This window comes from Bradyrhizobium sp., from assembly GCF_030693485.1.
In the GTDB taxonomy this organism is placed as follows: domain Bacteria; phylum Pseudomonadota; class Alphaproteobacteria; order Rhizobiales; family Xanthobacteraceae; genus Bradyrhizobium.
Map to the genome: position 1 here is coordinate 1 of NZ_JAUYAN010000180.1, position 25,919 is coordinate 25,919.

Genomic DNA, 25,919 nt, shown 5'->3' on the forward strand with positions numbered 1-25,919 from the left:
ACCGGAAGCAAGGCCAGTTTAAGTCCCGCTAGTTTCAACGGTTGCATCATGACTACTCCCTCACTCGGCCGCAGCCGAAACCATCCCACGGCAAATCCTCGGAAGTGAGCTTATTCCGAGGATGATGACGGCTGCAAGCAACAACGCTCGACATTGCGATCCATGCAAGCCGCGCGCCAATTACTTGAACCCTAAAGAAATCTGGACAATGATGCCCAGCTGCGGTCTGCTTGGATTTCGCGACCGAAAATCAGACAAGATGGCGTCATGATTCTGGATTCAGAGACCAAGGCCGTCGAACTTCCCGAGGACCACGGGGATGAGATCAGGCTGTGGCTCCGCCTCCTGACCTGCACCACCCTGATCGAGGGCGAGGTGCGCGGCCGGCTGCGGGAGCGGTTCGATGTCACCCTGCCGCGCTTCGATCTGATGGCCCAGCTCGACAAGGTGCCTGACGGCATGACGTTGTCCGATGTCTCGAAACGGATGATGGTTTCCAACGGCAACGTCACCGGGCTGGTCGAACGGCTGGTCGAGTCCGGCCACCTCGACCGGCGCACCTCGGACACCGACCGGCGCGTCCAGGTGATCCGATTGACCAAGGCCGGCCGCGCCGAATTTCGCCGGATGGCGGCGGAGCACCAGACCTGGATCGCCGACATATTTTCGGATCTTTCGCCGAAGGACGTTCGCGAATTAATGCGGCTGTTGGCCAAGACCAAGGGCTCGGCGCAGAAGTCCGCGCAAAAGCGGGCACTTCAGGCGTGAGTGCTCCGGACTATGAGGCCGAATACAACAACCGGGCGCGCGTTCCGGAAAACCCCGCCTTGATCGCGGGCTGGGCGAGGGACGCGGTGGCCCATCGCGAGCGGCACGTGCCGCGCCTTGTCCGCTACGGCTCCGGCACGCGCAATGTGATCGACTACTTTCCCGGCAACCATGACGGGCCGATCGTCGTCTTCATCCATGGCGGTTACTGGCAGGCACTGGACAATTCGTTCTTCAGCCATCTCGCCGGCGGGCTGAATGCCCATGGCATCGGCGTTGCCATTCCGAGCTATGACCTTTGCCCGGATGTCAGCGTCGACAGCATCATCGGTGAGATGCGGGAGGCCTGCCGCGAATTGGCGCGGCTGGGTCAGACCCTTGTTGTCAGCGGCCATTCCGCGGGCGGGCACCTCGCGGCCTGCATGCTGGCGACCGACTGGCCGGCTGTTGATGCTTCGCTGCCACGGGACCTCGTCGCATCGGCCTATTGCATTTCGGGCCTGTTCGATCTCGGGCCGCTGGTCGAGACGTCGATCAACCGCGCCTTGCACCTCGATGCCGCGGCCGCCCGGGCGGCAAGTCCGCTGTTCTGGAGTCCGCCCTCGGACAAGAGTCTCGATGCGGTGGTGGGCGAGAACGAAAGTGCCGAGTATTTCCGGCAAAGCCGAACCATCGTCGATGCCTGGGGCGCAGCAGGCGTCGCGACACGGTTCGGCGTGGTCGCCGGCGCCAACCATTTTACCGCCATCGCCCCGCTCGCCGATCCCGGTTCTCCGATGGTGCTTCGGCTGAAGCAGCTGGCGAGCCGCTAGCTCTTAAAAAGTACGGCGTGGCCCCGGTCTGGGCTCTTGCGCCAAATTACTTTAAGTATAAAATGTTTTGGAATGGTCCGCTGCCGGACGGCCTGGATATCGGTCTCAACCCTTTCATCCCGAATACAGGGACGATGGAGGCGATGGAAATGTCAGGTGGAATTCCAAACGAAGGTCGATTGCTGGGCCCGTCAGGCCACATTGATGATTTCGCGCGGCGCAATCTTCCGCCGTCAGAGCACTGGCCGGAGCTGGTACTCGACCGGCCGGAGTTTCAATACCCCGACTATCTCAACGCCGCGGTCGAGCTGACCGACCGTATGGTCGCGCAGGGGTTCGGCGATCATGTCGCGCTGATCGGCAACGGCCGCCAGCGCACCTACAAGGAACTGACCGACTGGTCGAACCGCCTGGCGCATGCCTTGGTAGAGAACTACGGCGTCAAGCCCGGCAACCGCGTCCTGATCCGCTCGGGCAACAATCCGGCGCTGGTCGCGGCATGGCTCGCGGCCACCAAGGCCGGCGCCGTCGTCGTCAACACCATGCCGATGTTGCGCGCCGGCGAGCTGACAAAAATCGTCGACAAGGCCGAGATCGGCCTTGCGCTGACCGACAGCCGCATCGCCGACGAACTGGTCGCCTGCGCCAAGACCAGCCGGTTTCTCAAGCAGGTGGTGAATTTCGACGGAACCTCAAACCATGACGCCGAACTGGACCGGGTAGCGTTGAGCAAACCGGTCCGTTTCGATGCGGTCAGAACCGGTCGCGACGATGTGGCACTGCTCGGATTTACCTCGGGCACCACCGGCGAGCCGAAAGCGACGATGCATTTCCATCGCGATCTCCTGATCGTCGCGGATGGCTATGCCAGGGAAGTGCTCAAGGTCACGCCGCAGGACGTCTTCGTGGGATCGCCGCCGCTGGCCTTTACGTTCGGGCTGGGCGGGCTCGCGATCTTTCCGCTGCGGTTCGGCGCCACCGCGACGCTGCTGGAGAACGCGGCGCCCGCCGAGATCGTCAAGATCATCGAGACCTACAAGGCGACGATCTGCTTCACGTCGCCAACGGCGTATCGGGCGATGATGGCGGCGATGGACAAGGGCGCCGATCTGTCGTCGCTGCGTATTGCCGTTTCGGCCGGCGAGACCTTGCCGGCGCCGGTGTTCGACAGCTGGACCCGAAGGACCGGCAAGACCATTCTCGACGGCATCGGCAGCACGGAGTTGCTGCACATCTTCATCACCAACCGGACCGGCGACGCCGTCGCCGGCAGCACGGGGCGTCCGGTTTCCGGTTACGAAGCCAGAATCGTCGATGCCGACATGAACGAATTGCCGCCGGGCACATCAGGCAAGCTGGCGGTTCGCGGTCCCACCGGATGCCGCTATCTCGCGGATAGCAGGCAATCGAACTATGTCCGCGACGGCTGGAACCTGACCGGTGATACGTTCGTCCGCGACGAGCAAGGCCGCTTTTCGTTTGTCGCCCGATCCGACGATATGATCGTGTCCTCCGGCTACAATATCGCCGGCCCCGAGGTTGAAGCGGCGTTGCTGGGTCATGCGGCAGTGGCCGAATGCGGCGTCGTCGGCGCACCCGACGAGGCGCGCGGCATGATCGTCAAGGCCTATGTGGTGCTCGCTCCCGGCATCGACGGAGATGCTGCGCTGGCGATCGAATTGCAGGATCACGTCAAGCGCGAGATCGCGCCATACAAATATCCGCGCGCGGTTGAATTCGTCGCGCAATTGCCCAAGACCGGGACCGGCAAACTTCAGCGATTTGCGTTGCGGCAGATGGCTCAGGCCGGATCGGCCGCGCCATCCTCCGGCATGGCCGCCGAATGATGCATGTGATGGAGAACTGTTCGTGAGCACGCCAAAAGCGCCCACCCTTGCAGTGCTGCCGATCGCCAAGGGCGAGACGCCGGCCGCCGGTCCTCAGATTCTGCAGCCGGCCGGCTGGCCGGCGCCGAAGGGTTATGCCAACGGCATGGCGGCCGACGGCCGCCTCGTGGTGACCGGTGGCGTGATCGGCTGGGACAACCAGGGACATCTGCCGGCCGATTTTGTCGCGCAGGTCCGTCAAACCCTGAGCAACATCTCGGCCATTCTTGGCGAGGGCGGCGCGCGGCCTGAACACCTCGTTCGGCTGACCTGGTACGTCGTCGATATCGAGGAGTATCTGGCGAACCTGAAGCTGCTGGGCCAGGCCTATCGCGAGATCTTCGGTGCGCACTATCCGGCCATGGCGCTGGTCCAGGTCGTACGCCTTGTGGAAAAGACGGCCAGAGTCGAAATCGAGGCGACCGCCGTGGTGCCCCGTTGAACGAATCTTCGCATGGCGGCCGCGGTTTTGTTACTTTCAGCCTGCAGGACTGCTGATTCGGCGAGTTGAACCTCGCGGCTGAAGCAGCAGGCGAAGCGGGCAGGGGCTATCTGGCGCAGCAACAAAACTGTGCAGATCGCGAAATACGCGGTTTTTACGCTAGATTCCCAATACTGTCTGCGATGCGAATCAACTTACAGGAGCCCAAATGGCAGTACAAATGACAAAGTCGCAGCTGATCGAAAAGATCTCTGCCGAGAACGAAATCGCCAAGAAGGACGTCAAGGGCGTGCTCGAGACGTTGGCGACCATCGGTTACAAAGAGCTCAAGAAGTCCGGCGTGTTCCTCGTTCCCGGATTCGCCAAGTTCGTGGTGATCAAGAAGCCCGCCACCAAGGCGCGCAAGGGCACCAACCCCTTCACCGGCGAGGCCATGACGTTCAAGGCCAAGCCGGCCCGGAAGATCGTCAGGGCGCGCCCCGTCAAGGCGGCAAAAGACGCGGTCTAAAGCTTCAAAAGGTCCCACCCGGGACCTTTTGCATTTCGGGCTTTTGGAGCTTCGCCGGCAGCATTCGGGCTGCCGGCCGCCTAAGCCAGCGCAAGCTCCTGATATCGCTGCGCCGTCACCTCGTCGCATCTGGCGCGGTAGGCGGGTGCACTGCCGCTGTAGCGCGCGACGATACGGGTCTGCTTGCCTTCCACGTTGCTGTTGATCCCGGTCATCCACGAGTTGACCTCGTTGGATAGCATGCCGACGCCGAGCGCCTTGACGTGATCGGTCCAGGACGCCACGCCCGATGGGGTGGCTTCGACACGCGTCAGGCCGGTTTCCCTGGCGTAGCTCAACAGCCCCGTCACCCAATCGACATTGTATTCGATGCTGCGCGGGATATTGCCGAGCGCCGTGTGCGGTCCCATCAGCATCAGCATGTTGGGAAAACCGTCGACCATGACGCCGAGAAATGTCTCCGGCCCGCTTTTCCATCGGTCCTTCAGCCGCGCGCCGTTGGCTCCGCGCAGATCGATCTTGTCAAAACTGCCGGTGATGGCGTCGAAGCCGGTGGCGTAGATGATGATGTCGAACTCGAATTCCCTGTCGCTGGTCTTGATACCCTCCGGCGTGATCCGCTCGATCGGCGTCTCCGTGATGTCGACCAGCTCGACATTGTCCCGGTTGTAGACCTCGTAATAGAAAGTCTCCAGCGGCAACCGCCTCGTGCCGAAGCCATGATTCCCGGGGATCAGCTTTTCCGCAATCTGTGGATCCTTCACCCGCTGACGGATCTTGCGCGCCACGAAATCGCTGATGAGGGCGTTGGCTTTCCGGTCGATCAGGATGTCACGAAAATTGCCCTGCCAGATGCCAAAGCCGCGCTCGGCATAGAGTTTCTCGAAGAAGGCTTCGCGCTCATCGTCGGACACCTCGAAGGTCCCGCGCGGATCCGGGGTATGGATGAAACAGGCAAAGGTTTCCTGGCATCGCCTGAACATCTCGGGATAGCCGGCCTTGATCCTGCTCTGCGTCTCGGCATCGATCTTGCCGTTGTGCAGCGGCGCGCACCAGTTCGGCGTGCGCTGAAACACGGTGAGGTGGCCGACGCTTCCGGCGATCGTCTGGATGGTCTGCACGCCGGTGGCGCCGGTACCGATCACCGCCACGCGCTTGCCTGTGAAGTCGACGGGCTCGTGCGGCCATCGGGCGGTATGGAACGACTGGCCCTTGAACGAGTCCACGCCTTCGATCCGTGGCAAGGTAGGCGCGGAGAGCGGACCGATCGCGGTGATCAGGAAGCGGGCGCGGAACTGGCTGCCGTCCTGCAGCGTGATGGTCCAGCTGCGGGTGTCCTCGACCCAGATCGCTGCGGTGACCAGGCTGCGGAACTGAATGTCGCGGCGCAGGTCGAACTTGTCAGCGACATGATTGAGATATCGCAGCGTCTCCGGCTGTCCGGCGAAATGCTCCGACCAGTCCCATTCCTCCAGCAATTCCTGCGAAAAGGAATAGCCGTAGGAGTAGCTTTCGGAATCGAAACGCGCGCCCGGATAGCGGTTCCAGTACCAGGTGCCGCCGACGCCGGTGCCGGCCTCGAATACCCGCACCCGCAGGCCCTGTTGGCGCAACCGGTGCAGCTGGTACATGCCCGACATGCCCGCCCCGATGATGATGGCGTCGAAGTCGGGAGCCGGAACCGCGGCGCCTGGGGCTCTGGCTTCGTGCGTGGCGGCCATGTGCTGTCTCTCCCTGCGGGCGATGTAGCCGGTCGGCTGTTCGCCGGCAGGCTAATCAGCGTGACGGGCTTCGTGCAACGCCCGTTGCGCCAATGGGGCCATGCGCCAGCCTAACCCCGCCGCACGCTCGCGCCGCCATCCACCGGCAGCGTCACGCCGGTAATGAAGCTGGCCTCGTCCGAGGCCAGGAACAGGGCCGCGTTGGCGACGTCCCAGCCGGTGCCCATCTTGCCGCGCAACGGCACCTTCGCGTCCCGCTCGGCCTCAACCTCGGCGCGGCTCTTCTTGAACTCGCGGGCGCGGGTGTCGACCGCCATCGGCGTGTTCATCAGGCCGGGCAGGATGACGTTGGCGCGGATACCGTACTGGGCATTCTGGTAGGCGAGCTGTTCGGTGAAGGCGATCATCGCCGATTTGGTCGCCTTGTAGGCGACGTAGGGATAGGTGGTGATGGCGGCCATCGAGGAGATGTTGATGATGGTCCCGCCTTTCTGCTGGCGCATGATCGGGATGACATGCTTGGCGGCGAAGATGCAGCTCTTGAGGTTGATGGCCACGCAGCGTTCGAGCGCCTGCTCGGTGAAATCGAGCAGTTCGGCGTCGCCGCCCGCGATGCTGACTCCCACATTGTTGTGCAGGATGTCGATGCGGCTCCAGCGGGTGTGCGCATCCGCTACCATGGCCTCGATCTCGGCATTGTTGGTAACGTCGGCCCGGAAGGCCGCCGCCGTGCCGCCACTGGCGCCGATCATGTCGACCGTTTCCTGGGCCGATCTGAGATTGTGATCCACGCACAGCACGCGAGCGCCTTCGCGCGCGAAGGTCAGGGCGGTGGCGCGGCCGTTGCCGATGCCTTCCCCGGGGCTTTGGCCGGCACCGACGACGATGGCAACGCGATCTCTAAGACGCATGTCAGTTCACTCCCGGAGTCGGGTACTGTTGCAGTACCTCTTTGTAAGTCGGTTCATCGTCGATCTGCATGGTGGCGAGTACGCGGACCACGGCGCACTGAGATCAGGAGAAAGGAATTTGCTCTGCTTTCCATCGTCGCACAATCGGCATTCGGAGCGAAGTTGGAGGAGCCCGCGCCAATTCCGTAGCACGGAACAAAATTCCGCTTGCATCGCAAACCAACCAAGGTTTCATGTCCGGCAACAACAAAGCGAAACTGGACGCGAAGCGCTCTGGTCATCCGGGAATGAGGGAGCGTGATGGAGGCGTTGTCGCATCTGCGAATTGTCGAGATCGGAAGCGCGGCGGCGGCGAGCTACTGCGCCCGGCTGTTCGCGGACTTCGGTGCGACCGTTGAGAAGATCGAGCCGCCGCAGGGTGATCCGCTTCGCCGCACCGCGCCATTGACGCCGAAGGGCCAGAGCGCCTGGTTCGCGTTCCTGAATTTCAACAAGTCCAGCATTGTACTCGATCCCCGTGATGCCGGTGCCCCGGCGCGCCTGACCGAGTTGATAGCCAACTGCGATGTGCTGATCGACGGCCGCGAGGTCGACGCGGCGGATTGTCCGGCATTCGATCTTGCCGCGCTCAGGCAGAAAAATCCCGGCCTCATTCATCTCGATGTCAGCTGGTTCGGCCGTGAAGGACCATATGCGAAGTTCGAAGCCACGGACTCGACGATCCGTGCGCTGACGGGCCTGATCAAGCTGGTCGGTCCGGTCGAGGGACCGCCGATGCATGCGCCGGATTTCCAGACCGGCATCTTCGCCGGCCTTTGGGGTTTCATCGCAGCGGCATCCTCGGTGTTCGGCCGTATGCAGGACGGACATGGCCGTTCCAGTTCGCTCAGCATTTTCGAATCGAGCATCGCCGTCACCGAATACACCATGTTCGAATCGTTCGTGCACGGCGACATCATGCGGCGGATCGGCGTCAACCGCTTCTGGCCGACCTTTCCCGTCGGCATCTATGAAACCAAACAAGGCTGGCTTGGTGTTACCACGGTGACCCCCGCGCAATGGCGCGCCTTCTGCGAGATGCTCGGACTCCACGACCTGCGCGACGACGCCACGCTGTCCATGGGCGTCGATCGGCTGCAGCGCATGGAAGAAATCGAGGGCAAGTTCATTCCGAGGCTGAAGCAGCGCACTGCGCAGGAATGGTTCGCCGAGGCGTTGCGACGAAAGATCCCGATCGTGCCGGTGCCCGGTATCGGCGATCTGATCGGCGATGCGGAGAAGCGATCGCGCGGCGCCATCGTCCCGATCACGATCGGCAACGAGACCGGGTTTACCGCGGGTTCCATGCAGCGATTGACCGGCACGCCGCCGCGGCGCGGTGGGTCCGTGCCTGACATCGGTGAGGCCCAGCCCGTCATGGCTCACCCCGGCGGTGCGGCCGCGCGCGCTGCGACGCCCGCCGTCGAGGCGACAAAGCGCCTGCCTCTCGACGGCGTGCGCGTGATCGATTTCTCGATGGGCTGGGCCGGTCCGATCTGCACGCGCACGCTGGCCGATCTCGGCGCCGACGTCATCAAGATCGAGGCGATCCAGTATCCGGACTGGTGGCGCGGTGTCGACCGGCGTCCGGCCTACGTTCTCGAACGAATGTACGAGAAGTCGGTGCGCTATTGCATCATGAACCGCAACAAGCGCGGCATTACGCTGGATCTGACCAGGCCGCAGGGCCTGCAGCTGGCCAAGCGGCTGCTCGCGGACGCCGATCTCGTCGTCGACAACTACTCGGTCGAGGTACTGCCGAAGCTTGGGCTCGGCTACGAGGTGCTGCACCAGCTCAATCCAAAGCTGGTGATGATGTCGATGTCGGCGTTCGGCACCGGGAGCATCCACCGCGATTGCCGCGCCTATGGCTCGACGCTCGAACAGGGCTCCGGCCTGCCGAGTGTCGTCGGCGATGCCAATGGGCCGCCGGTCATGAGCCACATCGCATTCGGCGACGCCGTCGGCGGGCTGAATGGCTGTGCCGCGGTGCTGACCGCCCTGATCCATGCGAGGTTGACCGGCAAGGGCCAGTTCATCGATCTCGCGCAGATCGAATGCATGATGCCGTTCGCCGCACCCTGGATAACCGCGCATTCGATCGACGGCAGGGTCCCCGCCAAATACGGCAACCGCCATCCGGATTTTGTGCCGCACGGCTGCTTTCCTTGCGCCGGCAGCGATAACTGGATCGTGGTCGCCATTTCCAGCGATGCGATGTGGCCCAAGCTCTGCAAGCTGCTGGGCCGCTCGGATTGGGTCGCGGATGAAGCCCTGAAGAGCGCCACGGCGCGGCGCCGGATCGAGAACGAGATCGAGGCGGCCATCGCCGCCTGGGCGTCAGCGCGGACACCTGACGACGCCATGAATGCATTGCAGTCCGCCGGCGTCGCATCGGGCGTGGCACGGCTGCCGATCGAGCTTCTGGCAGATCCGCAATTGCATGCGCGCGGATTTATTCAGGAGATCGATCGCGCCTTCATCGGCCGGCACCCGCAGCCATCGATGCCGTTCCGTGAAACCGACCGGCCGTTTGAGATTCGCTCCGCCCCGCCGACGCTCGGCGAGCATAACCATGAAATCCTCGCGGGCATGCTTGGACTGTCCGCCGCCGAGATCGACCAGTTGGCGCGTGACGGCATTATCGGCACCGAGATGCTGATGGAAGAACAACTCGTGACAACGAAGAAACGGGTGGCAGGCTGATGGAAACGGCTGATCCGGCAGAGCGCATACCGGAAGCGGTCGCCGCTGGCAGCCAGCAGGCGTTGATGTCGGTGCGTGGGCTGGGCATTCGTTTCAAGACTGCACAGGGGGTCTGGCAGGCGACGCGCAAGATCAATTTCGACATCGCGCCGGGCGAGCGCGTCGGAATCGTCGGTGAAAGCGGTTGCGGCAAGACCATCACCGGGCTTTCGATCCTGCGCCTGTTGCCGAATAATCTTTCCCGCCTGGACGGCTCGATCATGTTCGACGATATCGATCTGGCCTCGTGCAGCACCAGGACGATGCGCGCCATACGCGGACGCCGGATCGCAATGATCTTTCAGGAGCCGATGAGCGCGCTCGATCCCGTGTTCACCGTCGGACACCAGATCGCCGAGACGCTGCGGATTCACACCGATGTCAGCAAGGAAGCGGCGCGAGCGCAGACCATCGATATGCTGCGCCGCGTCGGCATCGCGTCGCCCGAGCGCCGAATTGACGAATATCCGCATCAGCTCTCCGGAGGCATGCGCCAGCGCGTCATGATCGCGGCGGCGCTGATCTGCGGGCCGCAGCTCCTCATCGCCGACGAGCCGACCACCGCACTCGACGTCACCGTGCAGGCGCAGATTCTCGATCTGCTGCGAAACCTGAGCGAAACATCGAAGACCGCGCTGATGCTGATTACCCATGATCTTGGCGTGGTCGCCGAGACCTGTACGCGGATGATCACGATGTATGCCGGCGAGGTGATCGAGGATGCCGCGGTCGACGCCGCGCTGGTCCGGCCGCTGCATCCCTATACATCCGGCCTGCTGCGCTCGCTGCCGCATTTGAGCCCGCGCCTCGGCAAGTTGCCCTCGATCCCCGGCCGGGTTCCCTCCATTGCCGAAATGCCCGACGGATGTCGCTTCAAGGCGCGCTGTCCGCATGCGATAGCCGGCTGTGAAGCGGAGCAGGAATTGCTTGACGCCGGGGACGGCCGCAAGGTGCGCTGCTGGCGTTTCAGGGAACTCGAACTGCCTGGCGCCTTGCAGCACGCTGCCTCGGCGCCGATCGCGGGAAGGGTCATCAGGCAATGATGCCCTTGGCCAGCGACGGCAAGGCGGATCCGATCGTCTCGGTGCGAAACCTCGAAGTCGGCTTTCAGACCATGGACCGTCGTGCAACCGTGAAGGCGGTCGATGGCGTCTCCTTCGATGTCCGTCGCGGCGAGACGTTCGGGATCATCGGCGAATCCGGATCGGGCAAGACCACGATCGGCCGAGCGCTGGTGTTTCTGCTGAAGCCGACCGCGGGCGCCATCCTGCATAATGGCGTCGATCCACAGGCATTGCCGCGCAGGCAATTCCAGCGCCATCGCCGCGATTACCAGATCATCTTCCAGGATCCCAATGCGGCGCTGAATCCCCGCATGACGATCATATCGTCCGTGCTGGAGCCGCTCGAACTCGCGGGCGCCGGGACCAAGGCCGAGCGCCTGTCGCGGGCGCGGGAGGCCATGGAGCGCGTCGGCCTGCCTCAGGAACTGGGCGAACGCTATCCGCACCAGCTGTCCGGCGGGCAGAAGCAGCGCGTGATCATTGCGCGCGCGCTCACGCTGCGGCCGAAGCTGATCGTGTGCGACGAGGTCGTCGCGGCGCTCGATATGTCGATCCGCGGCGACGTGCTCAATCTGTTCGCCGAACTGCAGCGCGACCTCGGGCTGACCTACGTCTTCATCACGCATGATCTGTCGGTGGTATCCCACATCAGCGACCGCATCGCGGTGATGTATCTCGGCCGCTTCGTCGAACTCGGCCCGACCGAGAGCGTTTCCGGACGGCCGTTGCATCCCTATACCCAGGCGCTGCTGTCGGCGGAACCGCTGCCGCTGCCCTCGACCATGCGCAGCGATCGCCGCATCATCCTGCAGGGAGAAATACCGAGCCCGATCGATCCGCCCTCGGGATGCCGCTTCCGCACCCGCTGCCAGTATGCGCAATCGCTCTGCGCGGAACAGACTCCGGCGTGGCGCGAACTCGAGCCCGATCACTGGGTCGCCTGCCATTTCGCCGACCGCCCGAATTTTTCGCCGAGCCCGCAATAGTCACGTTCGATGGAGGACTACGCCATGACCACGAAAGCGATTTGGACAACGCGCCGCGAGGCAATGGCATTGCTTTCGGGCGCCGTAGCCGGTGTCGCGCTCGGCGGCGATGCCCGCGCGCAGGCTGCGCCGAAGCGCGGCGGCATCCTGCGCGTCTCGGCTTTCACCAACCCCTCGAGCCTTGATCCGGCCACCGGCGGCGCCGGCTCGGATCACGCCTTCTTGTTCACCATGTACGATACACTGACCGAGTGGGACTTCGACACCCTGAAGCCGAGGCCGGGCCTCGCTGAAAGCTGGAGCTTCACCGATCCGACGACCTTCGTACTCAACATCCGGCCGGGCGTCACCTTTCACGACGGCACGCCGCTCGACGCCGAAGCGGTCAAGTTCAACTTCGAGCGCAACAAGACCGACCCGAAATCGAACATCAAGGCCGACCTCGCGACCATGGCGTCCGTGGCCGTCACCGGTCCGATGCAGGTCACGCTGAAGCTCAATACGCCCGACGCCGCAATGCCCGGCATCCTCAGCGACCGGGCCGGGATGATGGTCTCGCCCGCCGCCGTCAAGGCGAGCGCGGCCGGCAATCTGACGCGTACGCCGGTCGGCGCCGGCGCCTATGCCTTTGTCAGCTGGGCGGACGGCGAACGGATCGTGGTCAAGCGCAATGAAAAATACTGGAAAGCAAACCGGCCTTACCCCGATGGTATCGAGTTTGCGATCATTCCCGAACTGACGACGGGAGTGCGCTCGGTCACTGCGGGGCAAAACGACCTGATCTACCAGCTGCCGCCGCGCCAGAAGGTCGTCGTGGATCGCTCGAACACGCTCAAGGTCGTCAACGGGCCGACACTCTATGTCTTTCAGATCTTCCTGAACTGGGCGAAGCCGCCATTCGACGATATCCGGATCCGCAAGGCCATCAACTTTGGCATCGATCGGGAAGCTTTCGTCAAGGCGTCGCTCGCGGGCCTCGCCGAACCCGCCTACATGAACCTGCCGAAATCGCATTGGGCCTACGACAAGTCGGTCGCCGGGCTCTATTCCTATGATCCCGACAAGGCGCGCAAGCTGCTGGCAGAAGCGGGTTTCAAGGAGGGAACGACGATCGAGATCGGCAGCTATCCCGATCAGGATTCGGTTCAGCGTCAGGAGATCCTGATCGAGCAACTCCGCAAGGTCGGTATCGGCCTGCGCTTCATCAACGCACCGGTTGCCGAGGCGGCAGGTGCGTTTTTCGGCGCCGAGAAACGTGGCTCCGGGCTGCTCGCCGCCTGGACCGGCCGGCCGGATCCGAGCCTGACCTATGCGCTGATGTTCACCAAGGATGCGTATTTCAATGGCGGCAGGGCGCCGGTTCCGCCGGAACTGGAGGCTGCGATCAAGGAGTCGCGCGCCTCCGAAGACATCGAGATACGCCGCAAGGCGTTTGCCACGGTGCAACGGCTGGTGATGGACAATGCCTTCGTGGTGCCGCTGGCATTCCAGTACGAACTGGTGGCGATGAACAAGAAAGTGCAAGGCTACAGGCCGAACCTGCTTGGCAAGCCGAAATACGACGACGTCTGGCTGGAGAGCTAGGGGATGGCGCGACGAAGTCCGGCAAAAGTCATCGGCAGCCGCCTGTTGCAGGCGCTGCCGGTGATCCTGCTCGCGACTTTCATGGTGTTCTCGCTGCTCAAACTGGTGCCCGGCGACATCGCGGTGACGCTGGCAGGCGATAACGCCACCGATGCGCGCATTACCGAGATCAGGCGGGTATATGGCCTCGACCGGCCTTTCCTGGTGCAATACGGCGCCTGGCTCGGCAATGCCGTGCAAGGCGATCTGTCGCAATCGCTGCTGTCGGGTGAGAAAGTCGCAACCTCGATCTCGAGGGCCTTTCCGAACACGCTGCTGATCGTCGCCATCGCGTTGTTGCTGGCGCTGGCCACGGGAATTCCGATGGGCATCGTGGCGGCGATCAAGCCCAACGGCTGGGTCGACAAGATCGTCAGCATGATCGCCTCGCTCGGCGTGGCGATACCCGGTTTCTGGCTCGCCATGATCCTGGTTGCCGAAATCTCGCTGAAACTGAACTGGCTGCCGGCCACCGGGGCGAAATCCTTCGGAGTGTCGCCGCTGGAAGCGATCCGGCATGCGTTGCTGCCGGGAATCGCCATCGCTGCCTACGGGATGGCCGAGGTGGCGCGGCAGTTGCGGGGCTCACTGCTGGAAGTGCTGTCGTCGCAATATGTGCGGACACTGCACGCCAAGGGGCTCTCGATGACGCGGATCCTCTGGCAGCACGGCCTCAAGAACGTCAGCGTCAACCTGTTCACCATCATCAGCCTGCTGGTCAATCGGATGCTGGCGGCGACCGTCGTCATCGAAGCGGTGTTCGCGATTCCCGGCCTCGGCAGCCTGATCGTGCGCGGCGCCATTCAGCGCGATTTCCCGATCGTGCAGGGCGTGGTGTTCACCATGGTGATCGTCGTGATCACGGTCAATTTGATCGCCGACTTGCTGTGCGCGGCGGTCGATCCGAGGATCGAGCAATGACCGAGCTCGCGCTGGCAGGCCGACCCCACCCGGCGAAGATAGGCCGCGCAAGCCGTTTCGTCAGGTGGCTGGCGTCGGATCTGCGCGCCGCGCTGGCGATTGTCGTGCTGCTTGGGCTGGTCGTCGTCGCCGTCGGCGCGCCGTGGATCGCGCCGTATCAGCCGACGGCGCAGGACGTCAACAATATGCTGGCGGCGCCCGGGCCGGACCACCTGCTCGGGACCGACGATCTCGGCCGCGACATCTTCAGCCGGCTGATCTGGGGCGCGCCGGCCACCGTATATGCCAGCCTGCTGGCGGTCAGCGTCGCCGTCGCCATCGGCTTGCCAATCGGATTGATGGCCGGTTTCTTCGGCGGCTGGGCCGATGATGTCATCAGCCGTGTGATCGATACGTTTCTCTCGTTTCCGGCCATCGTGCTGGCGATCGCGGTGACCGGAGCACTCGGCATCGGCCTGACCAACGGCATGATCGCGGTCGGCATCGTGATGTTTCCGTCGCTGGCGCGGATCGTGCGGGCGCGCACGCTGATCGTGCGCCAGGAACTCTATGTCGATGCGTCCCGCTGCTTCGGCGCCCCGGTCTTGCATATCCTGTGGAAGCACGTGCTGCCGAACGCCTTGCAGCCGGTGATCGTCCAGGTGACGCTGCTTCTGGCCGCCGCGCTGCTGGCGGAAGCCAGCCTCAGCTTCCTCGGTCTCGGGATTCAGCCACCCAACCCGAGCTGGGGCGCGATGCTGGCCCGCGCCTATCAATACATGGAGATTGCGCCGGAGCAGATGTATGCGCCCGGCCTGGCCATTTTGGTCGTCTCACTGGCCTTCAACGCGCTGGGAGAGTCCTTGCGCATCGTGCTCGATCCCACCATGAAGGATCGCTGAGTTTTAACCGGAACCGTTCATGCCCTTTCATCGACTCCTGATCGCCAATCGCGGCGAGATCGCCATCCGTATCAGCCGCGCCGCGGGCGAAGCCGGCCTTGCCACCGTCGCCATCCACTCCCAGGACGACGCGCTGTCGCTGCACGTCCGCGCCGCCGACGAGAGTGTTGAGATCCCGGGCCGCGGCGCGCGCGCCTATCTCGATATCGAGGCGGTCATCGCCGCCGCCAAGGCTGCCAATTGCGACGCGCTGCATCCCGGCTATGGCTTTCTCAGCGAGAATTCGCAGCTGGCGCGGCGTTGCGCGCAGGAGGGGATCGCTTTCGTCGGACCGTCTCCCGAAGCGCTGGATCTGTTCGGCGACAAGATTGCGGCCAAGGCGCTCGCCAGGCGTTGCGGCGTGCCCGTGATCGAAGGGACCAGCGGCCCAACCACGCTGGACGAGACCCTGGCCTTCTTCGCCTCGCTCGGCGCCGGCGGCGCCGTCATGATCAAGGCGGTGGCCGGCGGCGGCGGGCGCGGGATGCGCTTCGTCGAGGACGCTTCAAGGCTGGAGGAAGCCTATGCGCGCTGCCAATCCGAGGCCAGGGCCGCTTTCGGCAATGACGCCGTCTACGTCGAGCGCCTTATCCGCAAGGCGCGCCATATCGAGGTGCAGATCATCGGCGACCACTTTGGGGCGATCAGCCATCTGTGGGAACGCGAATGCACGATCCAGCGCCGCAATCAGAAGCTCATCGAAGTGGCGCCCAGCCCCACCCTGAGCGACGGCTTGCGCGCGCGCATCATCGCCGCCGCCCGGCAGTTGGCAGCCGAGGCACACTACGACAATCTCGGCACCTTCGAATTCCTGGTCGACGGCGAAACCACCTCTGGCGATCCTGCATTCGCCTTCATCGAGGCCAACCCGCGGTTGCAGGTCGAGCACACCGTGACCGAGGAGGTGCTCGGCATCGATCTGGTCAAATCGCAGCTCGCGGTTGCCGCCGGTGCAAGCCTGGCCTCGCTCGGCCTTGCGCAATCCGACGTCCCGGCGCCGCGCGGCTTTGCCATGCAGCTTCGCATCAACATGGAAGTGATGGACGAGAAGGGCGCGACCAGGCCGACCGGCGGCACCCTCGGTGTGTTCGATCCGCCGTCCGGCCCGGGCGTGCGGGTCGATACTTTCGGTTATGCCGGGTACAAAACCAGTGCTGCCTTCGATTCCCTGCTGGCCAAGGTCATCGTTCATTCGCCTGGCCCGAGCTGGCCGGATGTGGTGCAGAAAGCCGCGCGCGCCTTGCGCGAATTTCGCATCGCCGGCGTCGACACCAATATTCCGTTCATCCAGGCGGTGCTGGCGCATCCCGATTTTGTCAGCAATCGCATCAGCACCGGCTTTATCGACACCCACGTCGCCGCACTGGTCGGCTCGTCCAGGGACATGGCCCGGCCATTGTTCTTCGCCAGCTCGGAGGGCGCGAGCGGAGCGGCTCCCACCTCCAAAGCCGGCGATCCCGCGGCCGCTCCGGTGGGATCAGTGGCGGTACCGGCGCCGTTGCAGGGCACCATCGTCGCGATCGAGGTGGCGGAAGGCGATATGGTTCGTCCGGGTCAGCAGATCGCCATCCTCGAATCCATGAAGATGGAACACCTCGTCGCAGCGCCACACGGTGGCAAGGTGACAAAGATCGTCGCCGGAAACGGCACGACGTTGATGCACGGCGAGACCATCCTGTTCCTCGAACCCGCCGAAGTCGCAGGCGATGAGGCCGCCGAAGAAGCTGCCGTTGATCTCGACCACATCAGGCCCGACCTGGCGGAGCTGATTGCGCGGCATGCCATCACGCTTGACGCCAACCGCCCGGCCTCGGTCGCGCGCCGGCGCAAGACCAGCCAGCGAACCGCGCGGGAAAATATCGCACAGCTGGTCGACGATGGGTCCTTCGTCGAATACGGCTCGCTGGCGATCGCCGCCCAGCGGCGCCGGCGCAAGGTCGAAGACCTCATCAGGAACACGCCCGCCGACGGGCTGATTGCCGGCGTCGCCACCGTCAACGCCGGGAAGTTCGGCGCCCATGACGCGCGTTGCATGGTGATCTCCTACGACTACACCGTGCTGGCGGGCACCCAGGGTCACATGAACCACAAGAAGATCGACCGCATGCTGGGCCTTGCCGAGCAGTGGCGGATGCCGCTGGTATTTTATGGCGAAGGCGGCGGCGGCCGCCCGGGCGATACCGACAGGCTCGGCATGACCGGTCTTGACGGGCCATCCTTCGTGCAATTTGCAAAGCTGTCCGGACTGGTGCCCGTCGTGGGCGTGGTGTCCGGCTATTGCTTCGCCGGCAATGCCGCGATGCTCGGCTGCTGCGATGTCATCATCGCGACGCAGAATGCATCGATCGGCATGGGTGGGCCGGCGATGATCGAGGGTGGCGGCCTCGGCGTCTATCACCCCGCCGATGTCGGGCCAGTGTCGTTCCAGTCGCCGAACGGCGTGATCGACATTCTGGTCGAGGACGAGGAGGCGGCCACCAGCGCGGCGCAAAAATACCTGTCCTATTTTCAGGGTGCCCTCGCCGAATGGAAGGCGCCGGATCAGCGCCTGCTGCGGCGCGCCATCCCCGAGAACCGGCTGCGCGTCTACGACATCCGCAATGTCATCGATCTGCTGGCCGACGAAGGCTCGGTGCTGGAGATACGCCGGGACTTTGGTGTCGGCATGATCACGGCCTTCATTCGCATCGAAGGCAAGCCGTTCGGGTTGATCGCCAACAACCCAAAGCATCTCGGCGGCGCGATCGACGCGCCGGCCGGGGACAAGGCCGCCCGCTTCCTGCAGCTGTGCGATGCCTTCGACATCCCGATCGTGTCGCTGTGCGATACGCCCGGCTTCATGGTGGGACCCGAGGCCGAGAAGACCGCGATCGTGCGCCATGTCGCGCGCATGTTCGTGACCGGGGCCAGCCTCACCGTGCCGCTGTTCGGCATCGTGCTGCGCAAGGGTTATGGCCTCGGCGCGCAATCGATGATAGGCGGCGGCTTCCACGCTTCCTTCTTCACCGTGGCCTGGCCGACCGGCGAATTCGGCGGCATGGGGCTGGAAGGCTATGTGCGGCTCGGCTTCCGCAAGGAAATGGAAGCGATATCGGATCCGGGCGAGCGGGAGAAATACTATCAGGCCAAGGTCGCGGAGCTCTATGCCAACGGCAAGGCAACCTCGATCGCATCGGTGCTGGAGATCGACGAAGTGATCGATCCGGCCGAAACCCGGCGCTGGATCATGGCCGGCCTCCAGTCGGTGCCGAAGCCCGCGCCGCGCAGCCACCGCAAGCGCCCCTGTATCGATGCCTGGTAGGATCGATTTGCATGCCCGGCGTGTCGAAGCGGCAGTTCGTCTGGGCTTCGGTCACTTAGCATGCCTTCATCGGCTTCGATGTATCCGCGATATGCCGGCCAGCGATATAGCCGAAGGTCAGCGCGGGTCCGAGCGTGATCCCGGCGCCAGGATAGTTGCCGCCCATGATGCTCGCCATGTCGTTGCCGGCGGCATAGAGCCCGTCGATCGGGCGCCCATCTGCGTTCAGCGCACGGGCATTCTCGTCGGTCTTGATGCCGGCATAGGTGCCGAGATCGCCGATCACCATCTTGATGGCGTAGAACGGACCCTGCTCGATCGGGCCGATGCAGGGATTCGGTCCATTCAGGGCATCGCCCTGAAAGCGGTTGTAGGCCCGCGATCCCTTGCCGAAGGCGGTGTCCTGTCCGGTCGCCGCCGACGCGTTGAACTGCGCAATCGTCGCCTCCAGCCCCCGCGCATCGATACCGGCCTGCGCTGCCAGTTCCGCCAGCGTAGCGCCGCGCATCAGATAGCCGGTCCTGACGTGATGCCCGATCGGCATCGGAAACGGCGGCACGCAGCCGAGGCCGTATTTGCGCAGGGTCTTGTGATCGCAGATCAGGAAGGCGGCGATCTCCTCACCGTGCTTGGCGGCCTTCATCATCGCCTGGACGAAGTCGTGATAGGAATTGCCCTCGTTGGCAAAGCGCGCGCCGTCGCGCATCACAGCGATCACGCCGGGCTTGGCTCGATCGATGAAATGCGGCATCACGCCACTGCTGCCGTCCTTCCGTGTGGTGACCGACACCGGCACCCATGCGGCGGCATTCGGCAGCGTGTCCTCGACGCGCCCGCCGACCGCTTCCGCCAGGCGCAGTCCGTCGCCGGTGTTGCCGGCAGGACCGGGTGAGTAATGCTGGGTACCATCAGGGGCATGCGGGAACATCGCCTTGCGCCTTGCGACGTCATGCGGGAATCCACCGCAGGCCAGGATCACACCGCGTTTGGCATGGACGCGAACCAGCCGTCCCTCGCGTTCGACCAGGCCGCCGCGTACCGCGCCGTCCTCGACGATCAGCTCGCGGACCGGAGAGGACAGCCACAAGGGTATGTTGAGGTCGAAGGCGGATTTCGCCAGCCGTCCGGCCAGCGCGTTGCCGTTGGTGAGCGTCATGCCGCGGCCATGGCGCATCACATCCATCAAATGGCGGGACAGCCGCTTGGCGACATAGACCGCCGAGGTCAGCGATTTGGTCGCGCGCATGAAGTGGATGATCTCCTTGCCCGATCCCAGCATCATGCCGAACACGGTCAATTCCGGCAGCGGCGCGCCGAGCGTCTGGATATGCGGCCCGAGTTCGCGGCCGTCAAACGGCCGCGTCACCATCGAGCGGCCGCCCTGCGTGCCGCCGGGGGCTTCGGCGTGATAGTCGGGAAACACCAGCGGCATGTCGAATCGCAGCGCCGTTTTTGTGGTGAAGAAGTCGACCGCCTCGGGCCCGGCGGTCAGAAAAGCGTCGACCCGGGCGGCATCGTAACTGTTGCCGGCTTCGTGCCGCAGATAGGTCCGCGCCTGGTCCGGGCTTTCGTTGATGCCCCAGTCCCGCGCCAGCGACGTTCCGGGTATCCAGAGCCAGCCGCCGGAACGCGCCGTAGTGCCGCCGAAGCGCGGCTCCTTCTCGACGATGAGGACCTTGAGACCGGCGTGGCCGGCGGTGACGGCGGCGGACATGCCGGCGCAGCCGGAGCCGACGATGAGCACGTCGCATTCGTAGGTAGTGTCTGCGCCAGTGCGCACGCCGTCAGTCACGCGACTCTCCCGGTTCTTGTCGTTTCCATCCGAACCTACAATAGCATCACCCATGCTGTCGCGCCTGCTGACAGCCGGGATCGAACTGGCTAACAATGGATTCACTTGGGAGGAAAATCGATGCTTGATAAAGTCGATGCCCTGATCGTCGGTTCCGGGGCGTCGGGCGCCGCGGTGGCCTGGAGTCTGGCCGATACCCGGATGCGCATCGTCTGCCTCGAGCAGGGCGACTGGGTCAAGCCGACGGACTATCCCAGCAATGGCAGGGACTGGGAAGCGCGCCTGTTCAGCGATTTCGCCATCAATCCCAACCGCCGGGCGCGGCCGACCGATTATCCGATCAACGACGCCAATTCGCCGATCAAGGTGGTGAACTTCAACGGCGTCGGCGGCAGCACCATCATGTACACGGCGCATTTTCCCCGCATGCATCCCTCGGATTTCAGGGTGCGCACGCTCGATGGGGTCGCCGACGACTGGCCGATCGACTATGCCACGCTGGAGCCGTATTTCGCCGAGAACGACCGCATGATGGGCGTTTCCGGTCTCGCCGGCGATCCCGCCTATCCGCCGCATCAGCCGCCGATGCCGCCATTGCCGCTCGGCAAATCCGGCGCGCGGTTCGGCAAGGCGATGAACCAGCTCGGTTGGCACTGGTGGCCGTCCGACTCGACGATCGCCACCACGGATTATGAGGGGCGGGCGCGTTGCATCAACCTCGGTCACTGTACGCCGGGCTGCGCGCAGGGCGCCAAGGCCAGTACCGACATCACCTATTGGCCGCATGCGATCCGCGCCGGCGTCGAACTGCGCACGATGTGCCGGGTTCGCGAGGTCACGGTCGACGCGCACGGCATGGCCTCCGGCGTGATCTATTACGACGCCGAGGGCAAGGAACAGTTTCAGCCTGCCGAAGTCGTCATCCTCGCCTGCAACGGCGTCGGCACGCCGCGCCTGATGCTGAACTCGGTATCGGCGAAATTCCCCAACGGCATTGCCAATTCCTCGGGGTTGGTCGGCAAGAACCTGATGTTTCACCCCTATGCCCTGACCTACGGCTATGTCGACGAGCCGCTCGACGGCAATCACGGCCCGCCGCTGTGCCTGTGGAGCCAGCAATTCTACGAGACCGACCCCGGCCGCGATTTCGTGCGCGGCTATACTTTCCAGTTCGGCCGCGGCGTCGGCGCGATCATGGAAGCCATCGTCAGCGCCAATGCGGGGCGGTTGCCCTGGGGTGAAGAGCATCATGGGGCCTACCGGAAACTGGTAAACCGCCGCATCGGGCTTTCGGCGATCTGCGAGGACCTTCCCGATGAGCATAATCGCGTCACGCTCGATCCCGACCTGAAGGATTCCAGCGGCATCCCCGCGCCAAAACTCGACTACACCATCAGCGCCAACAGCCTGAAGATGATGGACCACGGCATCGCGCGGGCGAAGGAAGTTCTGACCGCCGCCGGCGCCAGCAACATTGCGGTCGAGAGTCCGATCCTGAACGGCGGCTGGCATCTGCTCGGCACCGCGCGGATGGGCACCGACCCCGAGCGTTCGGTGGTCAATGAATGGGGCCGGTGCCATGATGTGAAGAACCTGTTCATCGTCGACGGCAGCATCTGGGTGACATCGGGCGGCGTGAATCCGACCTCCACCATCCAGGCGCTTGCGCTCTATATCGCCGACAGCATCAAGCAGCGTCTCGCCAATCTGTTCGACTGAGAACGAATTCCATGCAGAACCACGACCTTTCCGCCGACCAAGTCCGCGACCTGCGCGCGCTGGCCGGCATGATTATCCCGCCGAGCGCGGCCTATGACGTGCCGGGAGCCGACGACGAGAAGATATTCAACGATATCCTGCGCAGCCTCGAGCGCGACCGCGACGACATCCGTCGCGCATTGTCGCATCTGGCCGCGATCGGCGGATGCGCCTTCGCCGACCTGGAGGCGGAGCGCCGCACCGAAGTAGCAGCCGCTTTTCGCGAGGTCGGCGGTGCGCCGTTGGCTGCGTTGGTCCGCGTGGTGCTGCTTTGCTACTACCGCGACGACCGGGTGATGCGATCGCTTGGCCAGGAAGCACGTCCGCCGTTTCCCAAAGGGCATGTGGTGGAGCAGGGCGACTGGTCGCTGCTCGATCCGGTTCGCGCCCGGCCGCCGATGTACCGCACGGTCGATTGAGCGAAACCGCCGCGCGTTAAGACGGCGCGGCTGCGGGCCCAGGTCTTCGCCGTCTTCTGGCGTTCTGCTGTGGCAATGCTATGCCGGCCGACCAACATGTCTGTGCTCGTCTTGACAGTTCTATAATAGAACTTTATCGTTGAATCCTTGCGCCGGGAGAGCAGCCTTGCAGAAGAGAAACGCGACGGTGGCTGTGATCGGCGCCGGTGACTTCATCGGCAGCGAGATCGCGAAGAAGTTTGCCTCGGAAGGATTCACGGTGTTCGCCGGGCGCCGCAACGGCGCCAAGCTCGAACCGCTGGTCAAGGAGATCCAGGCGTCCGGGGGCGAAATTCACGCGAGGTCGCTCGATGCGCGCAAGGAGGAGGAAATTACCTCCTTCCTCGGCGATGCCAACAAGCATGCTCCGCTCGAGGTCTGCATCTTCAACGTCGGCGCCAACGTCAATTTCCCGATTCTGGAGACCACCGAACGGGTGTTCCGCAAGGTGTGGGAAATGGCCTGCTATTCCGGCTTTCTCGCCGGCCGCGAGGCTGCGCGTCTGATGTTGCCGAGGGGCAAGGGCAACATCTTCTTCACCGGTGCGACCGCCAGCCTGCGCGGCGGATCGGGCTATGCCGCGTTCGCCAGCGCCAAGTTCGGCCTGCGCGCCGTTGCGCAAGCGACCGCGCGTGAGCTGGGTCCGAAAAACATCCATGTCGCCCACCTCATCATCGATTCCGGCGTCGACACCGAATGGGTGCGCCAGCGGCGGATCGAGGCGCTGGGACCCGATGCGCTCGACAATCCCGACCTCCTGATGCCGCCGTCGTCGGTCGCGGAATCCTACTGGTTGCTGTATCAGCAACCGCGCAGCGCCTGGACGTTCGAACTGGAGATACGCCCCTTCGGCGAGAAGTGGTAACCATCACTCCCCTCCCTCCACGCGCCCTTGCGCGTGGCGGGGAGAGGTCGGGGGTGGGGGGTGCCCCGGCAAATTCGCTGACAGTTGTACGCGCGAATAGACCCCCCACCCCCGACCCCTCCCCACCGCTTCGCGAGGGGAGGGAGAAGATATTCTTTGATTGCTATAGGCTTGCCGGGAAACAATTTGAAAAACCATCGGAGGAATTCGTGAAAACAGCCATCACTGAAATGTTCGGCATCGCGCACCCCATCATTCAGGGCGGCATGCATTATGTCGGCTTCGCCGAACTGGCGTCGGCGGTGTCGAATGCCGGCGGCCTTGGCATCATTACCGGTCTGACGCAGCGGACGCCGGAATTGCTGGCAAAGGAGATCGCGCGTTGCCACGACATGACGGACAAGCCGTTCGGCGTGAACCTGACCTTCCTGCCTGCCTTCACGACGCCGCCTTATCCGGAATACATCGCCGCCATCCGGGAAGGCGGCATCAAGATCGTTGAAACCGCAGGCCGAAGCCCCGAGCAATACATGCCGGCGCTCAAGGCGGGAGGTATCAAGGTCATCCACAAATGCACCTCGGTCCGTCACTCGCTGAAGGCCGAGGCGATCGGCTGCGATGCGGTCAGCGTCGATGGCTTCGAGTGCGGCGGACATCCCGGTGAAGACGACATGCCGAACATGATCCTGCTGCCGCGCGCCGCCGAGGAATTGAAGATTCCCTTCGTGGCGTCGGGCGGCATGGCCGACGCGCGCAGCCTGGTGGCGGTACTGGCGATGGGCGCGGCCGGCATGAACATGGGCACGCGCTTCATGGCGACCAGGGAGGCGCCGATCCACGACAACGTCAAGAAGGCGCTGGTGGCGGCCTCCGAACTCGACACCCGCCTGGTCATGCGGGCGCTCAGGAACACCGAGCGGGTACTGAAGAACAAGGCCGTCGACCGGTTGCTGGAAATCGAGCGCGAGAAGGGTGCGAGCCTGAAGATCGCTGACATCCACGATCAGGTCGCCGGCGCCTATCCCAAGGTCATGATCGACGGCGATGTGGACGCGGGGGCCTGGAGCTGCGGCATGGTGGCCGGCCTGATCAACGATGTGCCAACCGTGAAGGAATTGATCGACCGCATCATGGCGGATGCCGAACGCATCATTCGTGACCGGCTGGTCGGTTTCCTCGATGGCGCCGGACAGGAAAAATCGACGAAAGTCGCCTGAAGCGAAACGCATTTCCCCTTGAGGAGATTCCTGATGACTGACTATGTGAAGACCGAAGTCGCGGCCGGGATCATGACGTTGACGCTGGCCCGGCCGGACAAGAAAAATGCGCTGAGCAGCGCGATGTACAGCGCCCTGTCGGACGGGCTCGAGCGCGCGGAGAAGGATCCGGAAATTCGTGTCGTCGTGTTCCAGGGCGACGGCGACAGCTTTACCGCCGGCAACGATCTCGCCGATTTCGCTGCCCAGGCGGCTAAAAAGGATCGGGGCGAGAATCAGGCAGGCCGCTTCATCAGGAATTTGGGCAAAGCGACCAAGCCGCTGATCGCGGCCGTGCAGGGCAATGCCGTTGGCGTCGGCACCACCATGCTGCTGCACTGCGATCTGGTCTTCCTGGCCGAGAGCGCGCGGCTGACCACGCCGTTCGTCAATCTCGCGCTGGTGCCCGAGGCGGCATCGAGCTGGTTGTTGCCGGCGCGGATTGGCCATGTCCGCGCCTACGCCATGTTCGCGCTCGGCGAGCCGCTCGATGCGGCGTCGGCGCTGGCCTGTGGTTTGGCCAATGCGGTGGTACCGGCAACTGAACTGCGCGGCCGTGCGCGCGCGGCAGCCGAAGCCCTGACCAGGCGTCCACCCGGCGCGCTCAGTCACACCAAGGCCCTGATGCGCGAGTTCGAAGCGATCGCCGCACGGATCGATCGCGAGAGCGTGGTCTTCGCGGAGCGGCTGCAGACCGCCGAGGCCCGCGAGGCGTTTACCGCGTTCGCCGAGCGCCGTCAGCCGAATTTCTCCAGCGCGGCGGGGTAGTTGCGCGCAAGTGCAACCCCTGAGTCCCCGGTGCGACAAATTAACCCGTCGGGCAAGATTTCGCTTTTCCAGAAGGGCAAATCACCCGTACATTCTTGCCCGTCCCACCCGACAAGAGGGGCGGCTCGCGATCGTCACGAAACGCGCGGTGGGATGCGGTGGACGCGGATGCGCCTTTGACGAACGGCGCGGATGTGGATGGCGAAATAGTGTGGTTCTGACACCCCCGACGTCGGTGTCAAGCTTGCGGTCAGTCCCGCAGGTGACGGTGGCAATAGAGCTGGGCTCACCGGGGAGATCACTTATAAGCCTTACACCACTGCGCAGGGAAGGCCGGAGTGTTTCCGCTGAACCTGTATGCTCGTGTGCGCCTAC

General features: G+C 64.0%; 20 protein-coding genes. 17 read left to right on the forward strand and 3 right to left on the reverse strand.

Annotation, left to right across the window (positions count from 1 at the left end; genetic code table 11):
• Nucleotides 1-267 precede the first annotated feature (267 nt).
• The 5 genes from Q8N40_RS13170 to Q8N40_RS13190 all read left to right on the forward strand — a co-directional run bounded on the left by Q8N40_RS13170 (nucleotide 268) and on the right by Q8N40_RS13190 (nucleotide 4,416).
• Nucleotides 268-768, forward strand: coding sequence for a MarR family winged helix-turn-helix transcriptional regulator (locus Q8N40_RS13170; protein WP_305712131.1), 501 nt, complete (start codon nucleotides 268-270; stop codon nucleotides 766-768).
• Nucleotides 765-1,580 (forward strand): alpha/beta hydrolase, encoded by an 816-nt coding sequence (locus Q8N40_RS13175; RefSeq protein ID WP_305712132.1) that lies wholly within the window; start codon nucleotides 765-767, stop codon nucleotides 1,578-1,580. Before Q8N40_RS13170 ends, Q8N40_RS13175 begins: the two co-directional genes overlap by 4 nt.
• 179 nt (nucleotides 1,581-1,759) lie before the next feature.
• Nucleotides 1,760-3,427, forward strand: a complete 1,668-nt coding sequence (locus Q8N40_RS13180; protein WP_305712133.1) for an AMP-binding protein — start codon at nucleotides 1,760-1,762, stop codon at nucleotides 3,425-3,427.
• A 22-nt stretch (nucleotides 3,428-3,449) separates the two neighbouring features.
• Nucleotides 3,450-3,908, forward strand: a complete 459-nt coding sequence (locus Q8N40_RS13185) for a RidA family protein (RefSeq protein ID WP_305712134.1) — start codon at nucleotides 3,450-3,452, stop codon at nucleotides 3,906-3,908.
• Nucleotides 3,909-4,116: 208 nt separating this feature from the next.
• Nucleotides 4,117-4,416: an HU family DNA-binding protein gene (locus Q8N40_RS13190; protein WP_305322835.1), complete on the forward strand. Its 300-nt coding sequence runs from the start codon at nucleotides 4,117-4,119 to the stop codon at nucleotides 4,414-4,416.
• 80 nt (nucleotides 4,417-4,496) lie between these two features.
• Here Q8N40_RS13190 and Q8N40_RS13195 read toward each other — a convergent pair whose 3' ends face one another.
• The gene (locus Q8N40_RS13195; RefSeq protein WP_305712135.1) at nucleotides 4,497-6,137 is read right to left on the reverse strand and encodes an NAD(P)/FAD-dependent oxidoreductase; all 1,641 of its coding nucleotides are present in this window, start codon (nucleotides 6,135-6,137) and stop codon (nucleotides 4,497-4,499) included.
• A 110-nt stretch (nucleotides 6,138-6,247) separates the two neighbouring features.
• Nucleotides 6,248-7,048: an SDR family NAD(P)-dependent oxidoreductase gene (locus tag Q8N40_RS13200; protein WP_305712136.1), complete on the reverse strand. Its 801-nt coding sequence runs from the start codon at nucleotides 7,046-7,048 to the stop codon at nucleotides 6,248-6,250.
• Between the two features lie 300 nt (nucleotides 7,049-7,348).
• Between Q8N40_RS13200 and Q8N40_RS13205 the strand changes: the two genes are divergently transcribed.
• Genes Q8N40_RS13205 through Q8N40_RS13235 form a run of 7 tightly spaced genes read left to right on the forward strand, consistent with a single transcriptional unit; the run spans nucleotide 7,349 to nucleotide 18,647 of the window.
• Complete coding sequence (locus Q8N40_RS13205; RefSeq protein ID WP_305712137.1) at nucleotides 7,349-9,793, forward strand: CaiB/BaiF CoA-transferase family protein; 2,445 nt, start codon at nucleotides 7,349-7,351, stop codon at nucleotides 9,791-9,793.
• On the forward strand, nucleotides 9,793-10,875 hold the full coding sequence (locus tag Q8N40_RS13210; protein WP_371135690.1) for an ABC transporter ATP-binding protein: 1,083 nt from the start codon (nucleotides 9,793-9,795) through the stop codon (nucleotides 10,873-10,875). The genes Q8N40_RS13205 and Q8N40_RS13210 overlap by 1 nt, the downstream gene beginning before the upstream one ends.
• Nucleotides 10,875-11,882: an ABC transporter ATP-binding protein gene (locus Q8N40_RS13215; protein WP_305712189.1), complete on the forward strand. Its 1,008-nt coding sequence runs from the start codon at nucleotides 10,875-10,877 to the stop codon at nucleotides 11,880-11,882. Before Q8N40_RS13210 ends, Q8N40_RS13215 begins: the two co-directional genes overlap by 1 nt.
• Nucleotides 11,883-11,906: 24 nt before the next feature.
• Complete coding sequence (locus Q8N40_RS13220; RefSeq protein ID WP_305712138.1) at nucleotides 11,907-13,466, forward strand: ABC transporter substrate-binding protein; 1,560 nt, start codon at nucleotides 11,907-11,909, stop codon at nucleotides 13,464-13,466.
• A 3-nt stretch (nucleotides 13,467-13,469) separates the two neighbouring features.
• Nucleotides 13,470-14,426 (forward strand): ABC transporter permease, encoded by a 957-nt coding sequence (locus Q8N40_RS13225; protein WP_305712139.1) that lies wholly within the window; start codon nucleotides 13,470-13,472, stop codon nucleotides 14,424-14,426.
• Nucleotides 14,423-15,307: an ABC transporter permease gene (locus tag Q8N40_RS13230; RefSeq protein ID WP_305712140.1), complete on the forward strand. Its 885-nt coding sequence runs from the start codon at nucleotides 14,423-14,425 to the stop codon at nucleotides 15,305-15,307. Before Q8N40_RS13225 ends, Q8N40_RS13230 begins: the two co-directional genes overlap by 4 nt.
• Before the next feature lie 19 nt (nucleotides 15,308-15,326).
• Complete coding sequence (locus Q8N40_RS13235) at nucleotides 15,327-18,647, forward strand: carboxyl transferase domain-containing protein (protein WP_305712141.1); 3,321 nt, start codon at nucleotides 15,327-15,329, stop codon at nucleotides 18,645-18,647.
• Between the two features lie 55 nt (nucleotides 18,648-18,702).
• On the opposite strand, the gene Q8N40_RS13240 is transcribed toward Q8N40_RS13235, so the two are convergent.
• Complete coding sequence (locus Q8N40_RS13240; RefSeq protein ID WP_305322844.1) at nucleotides 18,703-20,439, reverse strand: FAD-dependent oxidoreductase; 1,737 nt, start codon at nucleotides 20,437-20,439, stop codon at nucleotides 18,703-18,705.
• Between the two features lie 120 nt (nucleotides 20,440-20,559).
• Here Q8N40_RS13240 and Q8N40_RS13245 point away from each other — a divergent pair, with 120 nt between their 5' ends.
• The 5 genes from Q8N40_RS13245 (at nucleotide 20,560) to Q8N40_RS13265 (ending at nucleotide 25,544) form a co-directional block, all read left to right on the forward strand.
• Complete coding sequence (locus Q8N40_RS13245; protein WP_305712142.1) at nucleotides 20,560-22,158, forward strand: GMC family oxidoreductase; 1,599 nt, start codon at nucleotides 20,560-20,562, stop codon at nucleotides 22,156-22,158.
• Nucleotides 22,159-22,169: 11 nt separating this feature from the next.
• Entirely contained in the window at nucleotides 22,170-22,616 is a 447-nt protein-coding gene (locus Q8N40_RS13250) for a hypothetical protein (RefSeq protein ID WP_305321148.1), read from the forward strand.
• 166 nt (nucleotides 22,617-22,782) lie between these two features.
• A complete protein-coding gene (locus tag Q8N40_RS13255) occupies nucleotides 22,783-23,520 on the forward strand; it encodes an SDR family oxidoreductase (protein ID WP_305712143.1) in 738 nt (245 codons plus the stop codon).
• Nucleotides 23,521-23,729: 209 nt separating this feature from the next.
• Nucleotides 23,730-24,737, forward strand: a complete 1,008-nt coding sequence (locus tag Q8N40_RS13260) for a nitronate monooxygenase family protein (RefSeq protein ID WP_305321146.1) — start codon at nucleotides 23,730-23,732, stop codon at nucleotides 24,735-24,737.
• Between the two features lie 33 nt (nucleotides 24,738-24,770).
• The gene (locus tag Q8N40_RS13265) at nucleotides 24,771-25,544 is read left to right on the forward strand and encodes an enoyl-CoA hydratase (RefSeq protein ID WP_305712144.1); all 774 of its coding nucleotides are present in this window, start codon (nucleotides 24,771-24,773) and stop codon (nucleotides 25,542-25,544) included.
• The last annotated feature ends 375 nt before the right edge of the window (nucleotides 25,545-25,919 follow it).